General features: G+C 65.0%; 11 protein-coding genes. 5 read left to right on the forward strand and 6 right to left on the reverse strand.

The features are described from left to right. Positions 1-45 precede the first annotated feature (45 nt). Entirely contained in the window at positions 46-1,059 is a 1,014-nt protein-coding gene (locus JQ604_RS09550; protein ID WP_212355823.1) for a zinc-dependent alcohol dehydrogenase family protein, read from the forward strand. 12 nt (positions 1,060-1,071) lie between these two features. Here the strand turns inward: JQ604_RS09550 and JQ604_RS09555 are convergent, their stop codons facing one another. Next, complete coding sequence (locus JQ604_RS09555; RefSeq protein WP_212355825.1) at positions 1,072-1,845, reverse strand: enoyl-CoA hydratase-related protein; 774 nt, start codon at positions 1,843-1,845, stop codon at positions 1,072-1,074. 117 nt (positions 1,846-1,962) lie between these two features. Between JQ604_RS09555 and JQ604_RS09560 the strand changes: the two genes are divergently transcribed. Continuing rightward, entirely contained in the window at positions 1,963-3,555 is a 1,593-nt protein-coding gene (locus tag JQ604_RS09560; RefSeq protein WP_212355827.1) for a gamma-glutamyltransferase, read from the forward strand. 813 nt (positions 3,556-4,368) lie between these two features. On the opposite strand, the gene JQ604_RS09565 is transcribed toward JQ604_RS09560, so the two are convergent. The 5 genes from JQ604_RS09565 to JQ604_RS09585 all read right to left on the reverse strand — a co-directional run bounded on the left by JQ604_RS09565 (position 4,369) and on the right by JQ604_RS09585 (position 10,066). After that, a complete protein-coding gene (locus JQ604_RS09565; RefSeq protein WP_212355829.1) occupies positions 4,369-5,814 on the reverse strand; it encodes a serine hydrolase domain-containing protein in 1,446 nt (481 codons plus the stop codon). A gap of 97 nt (positions 5,815-5,911) precedes the next feature. After that, complete coding sequence (locus tag JQ604_RS09570) at positions 5,912-6,406, reverse strand: septal ring lytic transglycosylase RlpA family protein (RefSeq protein WP_212355831.1); 495 nt, start codon at positions 6,404-6,406, stop codon at positions 5,912-5,914. A 405-nt stretch (positions 6,407-6,811) separates the two neighbouring features. Next, positions 6,812-7,258, reverse strand: a complete 447-nt coding sequence (locus JQ604_RS09575) for a GNAT family N-acetyltransferase (RefSeq protein WP_249158149.1) — start codon at positions 7,256-7,258, stop codon at positions 6,812-6,814. Between the two features lie 46 nt (positions 7,259-7,304). Further along, positions 7,305-8,570 carry a D-amino acid dehydrogenase gene (locus JQ604_RS09580; protein WP_212355833.1) on the reverse strand — a complete coding sequence of 422 codons (1,266 nt, stop codon included), beginning with the start codon at positions 8,568-8,570 and terminating at the stop codon, positions 7,305-7,307. A gap of 167 nt (positions 8,571-8,737) precedes the next feature. Further along, the gene (locus JQ604_RS09585) at positions 8,738-10,066 is read right to left on the reverse strand and encodes an aspartate aminotransferase family protein (protein ID WP_349631078.1); all 1,329 of its coding nucleotides are present in this window, start codon (positions 10,064-10,066) and stop codon (positions 8,738-8,740) included. A 148-nt stretch (positions 10,067-10,214) separates the two neighbouring features. Here JQ604_RS09585 and JQ604_RS09590 point away from each other — a divergent pair, with 148 nt between their 5' ends. The 3 genes from JQ604_RS09590 to JQ604_RS09600 all read left to right on the forward strand — a co-directional run bounded on the left by JQ604_RS09590 (position 10,215) and on the right by JQ604_RS09600 (position 13,920). Further along, entirely contained in the window at positions 10,215-10,763 is a 549-nt protein-coding gene (locus JQ604_RS09590) for a cupin domain-containing protein (protein WP_212355837.1), read from the forward strand. A 69-nt stretch (positions 10,764-10,832) separates the two neighbouring features. Continuing rightward, positions 10,833-12,362 carry a lysozyme inhibitor LprI family protein gene (locus tag JQ604_RS09595; RefSeq protein WP_212355839.1) on the forward strand — a complete coding sequence of 510 codons (1,530 nt, stop codon included), beginning with the start codon at positions 10,833-10,835 and terminating at the stop codon, positions 12,360-12,362. Positions 12,363-12,501: 139 nt separating this feature from the next. After that, entirely contained in the window at positions 12,502-13,920 is a 1,419-nt protein-coding gene (locus JQ604_RS09600) for an LLM class flavin-dependent oxidoreductase (protein WP_212355841.1), read from the forward strand. Positions 13,921-13,928: the final 8 nt, after the last annotated feature.

The raw sequence follows: 13,928 nt of genomic DNA on the forward strand, positions 1-13,928 counted from the left end.
ACATATGCTATGGCCCGCACCAACGAGCGCCGCAGGAGGAACCCGATGAAATGCTATCAACTCCAGGGACCTGATGGCATCGACGGGCTGGCGCTGGTCGACAAGCCCGTGCCGCAGCCGGGCGCCGGCGAGGTGCTCGTGCGGCTGAAAGCGGCGACGCTGAATTATCGCGATCTGCTCACGGTGAAGGGCGGCTACGGCTCGCGCCAGAAGTTTCCGCTGGTGCCGGTCTCCGACGGCGCCGGCGTGGTCGAGGCGGTCGGCACGGGCGTGCGAAGCTTTGCGGTCGGCGACCGCGTGGTCGGCAGCTTCTTCGAGAACTGGCTCAGTGGCGAGCCGAGCGAGATCAAGATGCGCGGTGCGCTCGGCGGCAGCGCGGATGGCGTGCTGACGGAGTATCGGGTGTTTCCGGCGCATGGGCTGGTGAAGACGCCCGAACATCTCAGCGACGTCGAGGCCGCAGCACTGCCCTGCGCCGGCGTCACGGCATGGAGCGCGGTGGTCAAGCTCGGCCAGATCAAGCCGGGGCAGACGGTGCTGACACAAGGCACCGGCGGCGTGTCGCTGTTCGCACTGCAATTCGCCAAAATGTGCGGCGCGCGGGTGATCGCGACGTCCTCCAGCGACGCCAAGATCGAGCGGCTGAAGGCGCTCGGCGCCGACGTCACACTGAACTACAGGACCACGCCGGACTGGGGCAAAAAGGCGCGCGATCTGACCGGGCACGGCGTCGACCTCGTCGTCGAGGTCGGCGGCGTCGGCACGCTGAACGAGTCGATCCGCGCGGTGAGGATCGGCGGCACGATCGCCTTCATCGGCGTGCTGGCCGGCCCACCGCCGGCCGATCTGCGGCTGCCTTTGATGGTGATGCAGCAGCAGCGGTTGCAAGGCGTCACGGTCGGCTCGGTCGAGGATCTGCAGGCGCTTGCCGACGCCACCGCGCAAAGCCGCATGAAGCCGGTGATCGACCGCACGTTCCCGTTCGGCCAGGTCAAGGAGGCCTTCGCCCACATGGCGAGCGGCGCCCATTTCGGCAAGGTCGCGATTGCGATCGGTTAGCTGCACGCCCCGTTACGCTCCCGTGAACCTGGCCTTGCGCTTTTCGACAAAGGCCTGACGCCCTTCCCGCGCGTCGGCGCTTTCGCGCACGACGGATTGCACCTCGATCTCGCGGCGGAATTGCGTGGCGTAATCTGCGTGCTCGCTCTCCTCCAGCAGTTGCCGCGTCGCGACCAGCGCCCGCGTCGGGCCGTCGGCGAGACGCTGCGCGAGCTTTTTGGCTTCAGCGAGCAACTGCGCATCGTCGACGACGTCGCGCACCAGTCCCCACTCCCTGGCGCGTTCGGCTGACAGCGGCTCGTTCAGCAGCATCAGATCGAGCGCACGCTGGCGGCCGATCAGGCGTGGCAACAGCCAGGTCGAGCCGAGATCGGGCACGAGGCCGATCCGGCTGAACACCTGAATAAAGCTCGCCGAGCGCGCGGCGAGGATGATGTCGCCGGACATCGCGAGGCTGAAGCCGCCGCCGGCGGCGACGCCGTTGACGGCGACCACGATCGGCACAGGGCATTCGCGCAACGACCGCATCGCCGGCCAGTAATGCGTCATGACACCGGTGACGATGTCGCGGCCGAGCGACTCGAACGCCTTCAGGTTCTGCCCCGAGCAGAACCCGCGTCCCTCCCCGGTCAGCACCAGCGCGCGCACGCCGCCCGCGCCGGTCATCTCGCCGACGGCGGCTGCGAGATCGCCGAGCAGCTCCGGCGTCATCGCATTCAGGCTCGAGGGATCGTTCAGCGAGAGGATCCCGACATTGCCGTCCCGTTCGCGCTTCACTGCGGTCATTTTCCTCTCCATGGAATAGTCTGGTTGTTGCCTAGCTTGCTGTTGCGCTGATGGTGGCATGCTTGGCATGCTACGCCAACCTAGCCGCCTCCTAACAACAATAGCGAAACCAGCACCATGTCCGACCAGTTCTCCAATGCGCAAGTGATCCGCAAACCCGCCGTCAGCTCCAAAGGCGGCATCGTCGCCGCGCAATCGCGCAAGGCGGCCGAGGTCGGCGCGGAGGTGCTGGCCGCGGGCGGCGACTGCGTCGACGCCGTGATCGCGACCACCTTTGCGCTCGGCGTCGTCGAGCCCTGGATGAGCGGCGCCGGCGGCGGCGGTGCGATGGTGCTCTATCGTGCGCGCGAAAACCGCACCGAGGTGATCGATTACGGCATGCGCGCGCCGAACAGCCTGCGCATCGAGGATTATCCCATCACCGGCTCCGGCACCGCCGCCGATCTGTTTCCCTGGGCGCGGGTCAAGGACGATCGCAATCTGCATGGTCCCGGCTCGATCGCCGTGCCCGGCGTGGTCGCGGGCATGGGGGAGGCGCATCGCCGTCACGCCAGACTGCCGTGGAAGGATCTGCTGGCGCCGAGCGTCAAGCTCGCCGGCGAAGGCCTGCTCGTCGACTGGTGGACGACCGCGATGATCGCAAGCTCCGCCGTCGATTTGCGCCGCTATCCCGCCAGCGCCACCGCCTATCTGCAGGATGGCCTGCCGCCGAATGCGCCGTGGGGCATCAAGGCCGAGGTGCGGATGCCGCAGGATCGGCTCAAGGCCACGATGGCGCAGCTCGCGGCCGCGGGTCCGCGCGATTTCTATGCGGGCGATCTCGCGCAGACCATCGCAAGCGATATCCAGAGCGCCGGCGGTGCACTTGATGTCGAGGACCTTGCCGCATTCCGCGCGCATCTGCGCGAGCCGCTGGCGATCCCCTATCGCGGCGGCAAGGTGTTCGCGACGCCGGAGCTGACGGCGGGGCCGACCATGGCGCGCACGCTCGGCCTGCTTGAAAAGGCGTTCTCGCCCGGACGCAACGGGCCGGATGCTGCGGCCTACACCGCCTATGCGCAGGCGCTGCAGGCCGCCTATCGCGAGCGGCTGCAGGACATGGGCGATGCCGACGGCCGCCGCTCGCTCGGGGCCGATGCGATCGCGCCGGCCTGCACCACGCATTTCTCCGCGGTCGACCGCGACGGCAACATGGCCGCGGTGACGCAGACGCTGCTGTCGACCTTCGGCTCGCGCTTCGTCACGCCGCGCACGGGGCTGACCATGAACAACGGCATCATGTGGTTCGATCCCGAGCAGGGCAATCCGAACTCGCTGGCGCCGGGCAAGCGCTGCCTCACCAACTACACGCCGGTGGTGGCGGAAGCCGCCGACGGCCGCAGGCTTGCGGTCGGCGCCTCCGGCGGACGCCGCATCCTGCCGGCCGTGTCGCAGCTGCTCTCCTTCGTGATGGACTACGGCATGGACCTCGATGCCGCAATCCATCAGCCGCGCATCGACGCCAGCGAAGGCGCGGTGGTGATCGGCGACGTCCGCCTGCCGTCGGCAGTGCGCGACGCGCTCCGCGGCACGTTCGACTATGAGGAGGCACGGATCCAGACCATGCCGATGAAGTTCGCCTGCCCGAGCGTGGTGCTGCGCGATGGCGTCACCAACAGCGGCGCCACTGAGGTGTTCCAGCCGTGGAGTGAGGCGGTGGCGGAAGGGTGAGGCGATCAGCCGTGATGTTCGCCAGGACAACGATGGAGTCAGTTCGGATTCAACTGTCCGACAGCCTAACGGTGTAATCACTCGCGCATGCGGGTGATCCAGTATTCCAAAGACGCTTGCGATAGAATCGATGAGCCGCGGCGTACTGGGTCGCCCGGTCGAAGCCGGGCGATGACACCGAGTGTGGGGACCACAGCTTCGCATTCTCGCGACATGATTTGCCCGAGGTTTACTTGTCGTTCCGCCCTCTCCTTGAATCGAGGGCGCAGGGAAGACCGGGTGCACGCCGCACCCGCGGTCCCGTGCGCCATGTGCACAAAGAAGTGCGCGCACGAGCATACAGGTTCGGCGGAGGCATCCGGCCTTCCCTGCGCGATGGCTTTACGGCTTATACGTGCTCGCCCTGGTGAGACTCTGCTTTTGTGCCACCATCATCCGCGATCGGCTTTGGACCTCTCGCGTGCTTGCCACCTGCATCGGGGCGGCAGGCCCACACGACTTCACCGTCCGCCTTGCGCACACACGCCTGTTGCACGCCCAGCGGCCACCGCATCTGCACCCACGTTCGTGGCGTTCGCGAGCGCCCCTCGTGTCGGGTGAGACGGGCCATTGTTAGCATATTCCGAAGTTCGTGTAAAGAACATTATTTTTGCCTGATGACCTTGCGCCGTCGGGCAAATCAATGGTCCAATGTCAGCGGGAGCGCTGGAAGCGTAGGGCGGATTAGCCGAAGGCGTAATCCGCCGGCAGGTATCTCGGCGGGGAATGGCGGATTACGCTTACGCTAATCCGCCCTACGCATTGTGCCCGCTCCTACTCCGCCCGCATATCGAACCGCATCAGGCCCTCGCCGTCGAACAGCTTGACGGTCGCGCCGTTGACGACGACCACGAAGCAATGCTCGGCGGAATCGGTCGGGTCGTTCAGGGTGCGGCAGTAGCGGCTGCGGTCGTCGATGCGCCAGGTGCCGGTAAAGCGCTCCTCGCGTTCAGGACCGACCAGCACGGACGTCGTGCCGTCGGCGCGGGTCGGCCAGGCGCGAGGGCCGCGCTCGAGGTTGCGGCCGAACACCAGCGTCTTGCCGGATAGCGCCGCCTTCAGCGCCTCGCCGTCGAGGCGCTGGCCGGTGGCATGCGCGAGCGAGATGTCGGGGCCTGCATCCTTGTCGCCGGCCGCGGTCAGGATCAGCCACAACAGCCGCCCCATCTGGCGAAAGTCCGGCTCCCTCTTGTGCGGGAAATCGCTGTTGATGCGATGGATGATGACGAGATCGAGCGCCGGAATGACGAAGGCCCATTGCCCCTCGTAACCGATCCCCTCGAAACTGCCCGGCGGCATCTTCACGACCGGTGCGCCCATCTCGGTAATGAAGCCGGTCCACCACAGATAGGCATAGCCGAGACCGGGGCCGGCATCGGTGTAGGCTTGCGAATAGGCTTGCGTGCTCTCGCGCACCCAGGACGCCGGCACCAGTTGGCGATCCTTCCAGCGCCCCTCATGCAGATAGAGCAGCGCGAAGCGGGCGAGATCGCGTGCGCTCATGCGGATCGGATAGGCCCGATGCTCGGACTCCTTTCCGCTGACATACTGGCCATCGCTCGCGACATAGTCCTGCATGCCGATCGGATGCGCGATCTGCTGATCAAACGCATCGAAGATCGACTGCTTCGTCGCCTGCTCGTAGATCGTGCCGAGCGCGTTGAAATCCCAGTTGTTGTAGTACCAGAAGGTGCCGGGCGGATGGCTGCCGCGCGCCGGCCGCCGCTTGGCCATGCCCGGCGTCTCATACAGCGCGGCGTGATAGACGCCGGAGCGGGCCTTCAGGAGATCGACGACCGTTGCCGTCTTTTCGATCTCGGTCAGACCAGGATCATTATCGTCGATGCCGAGGCTACCGATGGTGGCTGTGGGATCGATCAGGTGCTTCTCCACCGCATTGCCGTAGAGCGCGCTGAGCAGGCTCTTGCGGATCGAATGCAGATTGGACTTCGTCGCGGTGTCGCCCCACTCGGCAACCACCCGGCCGTGCTGGACGATCATGACGGCGGCTGCCGGCGCGATCTGCAGCGACCAGGATTTCGCTGCCGCGAGTTGCTCCGCGGACCAGCCGGCGGCTTCCGGCGTGATGGTCTCGAAGGCGGTGCCGGGGAAATTGTCGGCGATGGCGTTGGCTTGTTCGGCACGCGCCGTGGTGAGACCGAAGCCGAGCGCGACGACGATGACCCAAAGACGAGCCCCAATTGCACGATGGTCGTTCATCGTCCCCCTCCCCACGCGCAGTCGCGCGGGGGATAGAGATAACAGATGCGCCATCGTTGCAGTAGTTACGGTAAGTTTAGCTCGGCCGCGGGCTCGTTCAGCCAACCGGCCCGGGAATCCAGTAGTCGCCGGCAAGCGGCCTGACTTTCACGTCAGGAATGATCCCGCGCTCCAGGCTCGGATCGAAATGGCGCATCGCGCGCTCGTTGAGGTCGATGATCCGGCCAGGCGTTAGTGGCCCCACGTCGTTGATCTTGACGATGATCTTCTTGCCTAACGCCTCCACGAGGGCAAATCTCGGCCTCGCGCCAAATTGGACCCCACCGAATTTCTGGCGCAAGCTGGTCTTGATGGCAGCCGCCCAGACCGAGGGATCATAGCGCTCGCCGGAGGCTGTGTTCGGGCCGCCCTCCTGCCGCCCGGGCCGGAACGGATTGTAGGTCGATGCTGCGCCGACGATCGCATCCCCGGACGCCTCACTGACGACGGCACTTGAATGAACTGCAACACCTTCACTTCGCGCAACCGTAACAGACATGGCAAGCGTCACCACGGCGCCGCAAATTGCGGCGCTCGAGCAAAACAACATCATAACACCTCGATGGATTTTCTAGATCGTCCGGTTCCCGACGCCGCAAGACATGGTCAGGCAAACGCGAATGCGTTCACGGCATGCCGTTTTTTTTGCGGATTCGCGCCAGATGGCGACGGAACCGTTGTGCGAACCAGTGTGGTCCTCGCACAAGCGTTCTTGGTTCTCACCGACTAAGACAGAGATTGCGTCAGCAACATGACTGAGTGAGCCCCTGGTGAGGGCATGAAAAGGCGCAAGAATCCAGCCGATGCCTGCAAAAAGCCGACATCTCCTGCATCAGGAGCACCCGCCGCAATTGAGGAGCGTCACCTTATCCTCGTGTCGGCCGCGATCAGCTCTCTGCCGTCGGTCGTCGTGATCGTCAGTTGCAGATGGCCGCCGCTGCCGCCGGGCGACGTGCCATCAAGCCGACTGATAGATATCCTGCCGAAGCACTTCCATGAAGCGGGCCGGGCTTCCGAGCTCCTTGAATCCGAATTGGCCATACAAGCCATGGGCGTCTGACGTCAGCAGCAGGAAACGTCTGAGACCCTGCAGGTCTTCGTGTTCAACGACACGACGCATCAGTTCCTTGGACAACCCCTTGCCACGATAGGCCTCGAGGATAAAGACGTCGGCAAGCAGTGCGAACGTCGACCTGTCCGTGACGACGCGCGCAAAGCCGATCTGTGCGGTGTGATGGTACACGCCAAAGCAGAGGGAATTTTCGATCGCGCGCTCGACCGTGGATCGTGGAATCCCGCGCGACCAATAGCTCTCCTCCGAGAGGAATTTGTGAATGACCGCCACATCCAGTCGGCCCGCGTCGGCTGAGATTTCGTAGTGGTCCGGCAAGCGCTGCATCTGCATTGACCTGACTTCCTGTTCCTCGCAAGCGGCGGCTGTTCAGCGAACCTCACCCAAACCGGTGATCATAGCGGCCGATCGACAGGTCCTTCGTATCGATGTCCGGCGTCTTCCCCGACAGCAGATCGGCCAGCACGCGGCCGGAGCCGCAGGCCATGGTCCAGCCCAGCGTGCCGTGGCCGGTGTTGAGATGCAGATTGGAATAGCGGGTTGCGCCGATCACCGGCGGGCCGTCCGGCGTCATCGGACGCAGGCCGCACCAGAAGGTGGCCTTGGCGAGATCGCCGCCGCGCGGGAACATGTCGGTGAGCGAATGGTCGAGCGTCGCCCGTCGGGCTGCATCGAGGCTATTCGAATAGCCCGAGATTTCCGCGGTGCCACCGACGCGGATGCGATCACCCAGCCGCGTGATCGCGACCTTGTAGCTCTCGTCCATCACGGTCGACACCGGCGCAGCATCGGGATCGGTGATCGGCACCGTGATGGAGTAGCCCTTCACCGGATAGACCGGAACATGAATGCCGAGCGGCTTGAGCAATCGCGGCGACCAGCTGCCGAGCGCGGCGACATAGGCGTCGGCCTGCAGCAGGCCGGCGCTGGTGACGACGCCGGTGATCCTGTCGCCCTCGGTGACCAGCCGCTCGATGCCGGTGTTGAACTTGAACTGCACGCCGAGCTTTTCTGCTTCCCCGGCGAGCGCCTGGGTGAACATGTGGCAATCGCCGGTCTCGTCCTGCGGCAGCCGGAGCCCGCCGACGAACTTGTCCTTCACTGCCGCCAGCGCCGGCTCCGCACCAATGCAGCCCTCGCGATCGAGCACCTCGTAAGGCACACCGTATTGCTTGAGCACCGCGATATCGCTGCCGGTGCCATCGAGTTGCTTCTGCTTGCGGAAGAGCTGCAGCGTGCCGCGGCTGCGTTCGTCATATTTGATCCCGATGTCGGCACGCAGCGCGCGCAGACAATCGCGGCTGTATTCGGCGATCGGAATCATCCGGCTCTTGTTGATGGCGTAGCGCTCTTCGGTACAGTTGCGCAGCATCTTCAGCCCCCAGATCCACATCACGGGATCGAGCTTGGGCCAGATCACCAGCGGACCGTGCCGCATCAACAGCCACTTGATCGCCTTGACCGGGACGCCGGGCCCCGCCCAGGGCGAGGAATAGCCGGGCGAGACCTCGCCGGCATTGGCAAACGAGGTTTCGAGCGCCGCATTCGGCTGACGGTCGACGACGACAACCTCATGGCCAGCCTTCGCGAGATAATAGGCCGAGGTGACGCCGATGACGCCGCTGCCGAGAACAAGGACTTTCACGCTTCCTCACATCCTGCAGCGGCAAAACAAATCGCCGCTGCGAAAACATCTGCTTTCGCAACGGCGATAGCAACTATCTAAAGCGCTGCGCGCTTTCGAGTCCTGTTTGAGCATGATCTTTATCGGAAAACCGCTTCACACTTTTCCGGATCATGCTGAAGCAATTATCACGCCACCCGCTTGATGGCGTCGCCGAGGATCGAGACGAGATCGTCGATGTGCTTCTTCTCGAGGATCAGCGGCGGCGACACCGCCAGCGAGTCGCCGCTCATGCGCAAATAGAGGCCGTTGTTGAAGCAATCGACCATCAAGTCGTAGCCGCGCGCACCAACGACGCCGTCGCGCGGTGCGACCTCGACCGCACCCATCAGGCCACAGTTGCGGATGTCGACGACGTTCGGCAGACCCTTCAGCGAGTGCAAGCCATCGCGGAAATAGTCGGCGAACTGCGCACCACGGGTCAGCAGGCCCTCGTCCTTGTAGATGTCGAGCGTGGCAAGGCCGGCCGCGCAGGCGACCGGATGCGCCGAATAGGTGTAGCCGTGGAACAATTCGATGGCGCCCTCGGGGCCAGTCATCAGGCCGTCATAGATCTCGCGCTTGGCGAACACCGCGCCGCACGGCACGGTGCCGTTGGTGATGCCCTTGGCTGTTGTCATCATGTCGGGCGTGACGCCGAAGAAATTGGCGGCGAACGGGGTGCCGAGGCGGCCGAAGCCGGTGATGACCTCGTCGAAGATCAGCAGGATGCCGTGCTTGGTGCAGAGCTCGCGCAGCCGCTGCAGATAGTTCTTCGGCGGCGGCAGCACCGCGGTCGAACCCGGCACCGGCTCGACGATCACGGCGGCGATGGTATCGGCGCCATGCAGCGCCACCATCCGCTCGACGTCGTCGGCGAGCTCGGCGCCGTGATCCGGCTGGTCCTTGGCGAAGGCGTTGCGGGCGAGATCATGGGTGTGGCGGATATGATCGACACCGGGCAGATGGGTGGCGAAGGCGCGGCGGTTGGCGACCATGCCGCCGACCGACATGCCGCCGAAGCCGACGCCGTGATAGCCGCGCTCGCGGCCGATCAGGCGGGTGCGGGTCGGCTGGCCGGCGGCGCGGTGATAGGCCAGCGCGATCTTCAGCGCGGTATCGACCGACTCGGAACCGGAATTGGTGAAGAAGATGCGGTCGAGGCCCTTGGGCGCGATCTCGGCGAGGCGCTCGGCGAAATCGAAGGCCATCGGATGGCCCATGTTGAAGGACGGCGCGAAATCCAGCGTGGTCAGCTGCCGCTCGACGGCGGAGGCGATCTGCGGGCGGCTGTGGCCGGCGTTGACGCACCACAGGCCGGCGGACCCGTCGATCACCTGACGGCCATCGACCGAGGTGTAGTACATGCCCTTGGCGGAGGAGAACAGCCGCGGCGTTTTCTTGAACTGCCGGTTGGCCGTGAACGGCATCCAGAACGAGTCGGTCTTGATGGTGTTCGGAATCTGATGAACGGTCACGGGGCGCTCCATGGGTGATTTAAAAGGAGTGGGCCACGGTTCAGGGTACTCAACAAGTCCTTTTCTGGCGGATCGCAACCTATTGATCTCGTTGAGGTGAGATGCGAAGATTTGTTCGATCCGCAACACCTGCAACACGGTTTTTCCCATGAGTGTCGATATCGGTGGACGCCTGCGATTCATCCGCGCGCGCGCAAAACTGTCGCAACGGGAGCTCGCCAAGCGGTCCGGCGTCACCAATTCGACGATCTCGCTGATCGAGTCCAACCAGATGAACCCGTCGGTCGGCGCGCTGAAGCGGATCCTTGACGGCATCCCGATGGGGCTCGCCGAATTCTTCGCCATCGAGCCGGAACGGCCGCGCAAGGCGTTCTACCGCGCCGATGAGCTGACCGAGATCGGCAAGAAGCCGATCTCCTTCCTCCAGGTCGGCGACAATCTGTTCGGCCGCAGCCTGCAGATCCTGAAAGAACGCTACGAGCCGGGCAGCGACACCGGCCGGGTGCTGCTGGTGCATGAGGGCGAGGAAGGCGGCATCGTGGTGAGCGGCAAGCTCGAGGTCACCGTCGACGACGAGCGGCGGGTGCTGAACGCGGGCGACGCCTATTATTTCGAAAGCCGCCGCCCGCACCGCTTCCGCTGCATCGGCGCCAAGGCGTGTGAGGTGATAAGTGCCTGCACGCCGCCGACATTTTGAACCGGAGGCAAGCTGCGGGCGACCTAAGGCTTGCGAGGGCCGCATGTCGCGGTCCGCTGGTCGTTGCCCATGCCTGCTCTTCCCCGCATTGCGGCGCTTGCCGCAGCCCTCTCCGCGCTGACGCCGGTCGCCTCTCTTGCGATGGACGATTATCTGCGGCCCTCCAGCAGCGCGCCGACCCAGATCAAGCTGTGCGGCGATCGTGACGGCGATGCGATCAAGACTGCCGACTGCAGGAAGGCCGGCTACGACACGCTGGTCGCGCAAATCGACCAATCCTTCGACAAGGCGCTGGCAAAGATGCCGGCGACCATCAAGCCGCTGTTCAAGCGCGACCAAGCCTGGTTCAACGAGGTCATCACCGACGCTGCCGAGACACTGTCGCAGGTCGACGAGCAGGAGCTCCAGGAGATCTTTGCGGAGACGCTGCGCACGCGTCTCGCCCGGCTCGACGGCTTCGCCGCGGGCTTCGGCCGCGCCGGATTCGCCGGCAGCTGGGGCAACGCGTTCGGCGCCATCACCGTGACGCCGGCCGATGGCGGCGCCTATCGCCTCGTCGCCGACCTGCGCGGCAATTACGGCAGCGGGCGGCATCGCGCCTGCAAGTTCAACGCGGTGGTGAAGCCGACGTCGTCAGGCTGGCTCACCGGCGAGGTGCTGGCTGAAAAGCCGATCGAGAAGACGTCCGGCGATACGTCCGAGCCCGCGAAGGCGCCATCGGTCAAGCTGCGCCGCCAGGGTGACACGCTGCGGATCGTCGGCATCGAGGGCAACGACAGCTGGGACGGGCTGAACGACTGCGACTCCATGTGGCAGATCACCGGCAGCTATTTTGCCGACGGCACATCCGATGCCAACGACAAGGCCGATCTGGCGTTCGTCGCGCCGACCTTCGACTGTGCAAGGCCGGAGACGGCAACCGACGAGGAGATTTGCTCCGATCCCGATCTCGCCGCCAACGACCTGCGGCTGAACCGCGCCTGGAAGGCGCTGCAGCCGCGGCTCGACGAGGCGACGCGGCGCGCGCTCGCGGACGACCAGCGCCGCTGGGTGAAGAGCCAGGCCGAGCAATATCCGGAATTCCTGCATCCCGCCTGGGAGAAGCAGACCTCGCAAGTCCATGCGACCGCCGATGCCCGCGACCATGTCGACGGCCTGCAGCGCGAGCGCATCGCGCTGCTCGAAGGTTTCGACGACAAGCGCGTGGGCCTGACCGGCGTCTGGCTCGCCGCCAACGCCATCATCAAGGTGACGCAGGAGGCGGACGGCACGCTGAAGGCCGTGGGCTGGAAATGGGACCAGGGCGACTGGAAGGCCGGCTGCGACTACGACATGTCAGGAAAAATGGTCGGCGGCGTCTTCCGCTCCGACGAGGATCGCAAGAATCCGGACACGCTGGAGCGCGACCACGCGATGCTGATCGTTAACCGGCAGGACGATGTCTTCGCCAAGAAGCGCACCAGCAAAAAGGACTTCACCGAGAACAAGGACGCCGACGAGCAGAAGTGCAAGCGCCGGCTCGACATCTCCTCGACCGCGCGGCTGTTCCCGGCAAAGCCCTCGCCGGACATCGACAATTTCAAGGGCTCGATCCGGTAGGCGCGGCGTTCTCCGATCGCACCGCGCGCGGTTCGCTCACAGCACAGACGACGGGCCCTCACAAGCAAGACGGTCGAAACCCCGACGCTACAGTGGAAGCCGATCCGATGAGGACGCCTTCCAGCCAACGGGGAATGTCATGCGAAACCGCCTGATCCTGAACTGCTTCTCGATGAACGTCGTCTCCCACATCTATCACGGGCTGTGGCGCCATCCCGACAGCACCCAGATGCATTTCGACAAGCTCGGCACCTGGATCGAGCTGACCAAGCTCCTGGAGAAGGGCTGCTTCGATGCGCTGTTCCTCGCCGACGTCATCGGCATCGATCCCGCCTACAAGGGTTCGTGGGATACCTATATCAAGGAGGGCCTGCAGATTCCCTGCAACGACTCGGCCGCGCTCTCCTCGGTGCTGATCGGCGTGACCGAAAATCTCGGCCTCACCTTCACGAGCTCGATCATGTCGGAGCACCCGTTCAGCTTCGCGCGCCGGCTGTCAACGCTCGACCATCTCAGCAACGGCCGGATCGGCTGGAACATCGTCACCAGCGTCAGCCACAATGCCGCGCAGAATTTCGGCTTCGACGAGATCATCCCGCATGACGAGCGTTACCGCCGCGCCGACGAATATATGGAGGTGGTCTACAAGCTCTGGGAAGGCTCGTGGGACGAGGGCGCAGTCCTCGGCGACAGGGTCAACGGCGTCTACGCCGACGCCAGCAAGATCCATCGCATCTATCATGCCGGCGAGCGCTTCCGGGTGCTGGGCCCGCATCTCTGCTCGCCCTCGCCGCAGCGCACGCCGGTGCTCTACCAGGCCGGCGCCTCGCCGGTCGGACAATCCTTCGCCGCGCGCAACGCCGAGGGCACCTTCGTGCTCTATCCGACCATCGAGGGCGCGCGCAAAGGCATCGCGGCGACCCGTGCGGTGGCGGTCGCGAACGGCCGGCGGGCGGAGGACCTGAAATTCATCCAGGGCTTCTCCTTCGTGGTCGGCAGCACGGAGGAGGAGGCGTGGCGCAAGTCGGAAGAGATCGACAAGGGCGTCAGCTATGACGGGCTTGCCGCCCATATCAGCCGCGACATGGGCATCGACCTCGGCATGCTCGACCGCGACATGCCGATCGAGCAGGCCAACATCGAGGGGCTGCGCGGCTTCATCACGATGTTCGAGGCAAGCAATCCCGGCAAGAAGGCCCGCGTGCAGGACCTCGCCTATGCGCTGTCCTACAACAGCCGGATCGTCGGCACCCCGGAGAGCATAGCTGATCAGCTCGAGGCCTGGCAGGACGCCGGCGTCGACGGCATCAACATGATCTGCCAATATTTTCCGGGTTCCTATCGCGACTTCATCGAGCATGTCATCCCGGTGCTGCAGCAGCGCGGCCTCGCGCAGCGCGAATATGCGCCGGGAACGTTGCGCGAGAAAATGTTCCCCGGCAGCGGCGGCCGGCTGAACGCGCGCCATCCCGCCGCGCGCTATCGCGGCGCCTTCAAGGGCGGCGGCGAAAAGAGCACCACCGGTACCGGCGTCAGCTGGCAGACCGAACGCGCGTAAGGGGGCTG

The organism is Bradyrhizobium jicamae, from assembly GCF_018130695.1.
In the GTDB taxonomy this organism is placed as follows: domain Bacteria; phylum Pseudomonadota; class Alphaproteobacteria; order Rhizobiales; family Xanthobacteraceae; genus Bradyrhizobium; species Bradyrhizobium jicamae_B.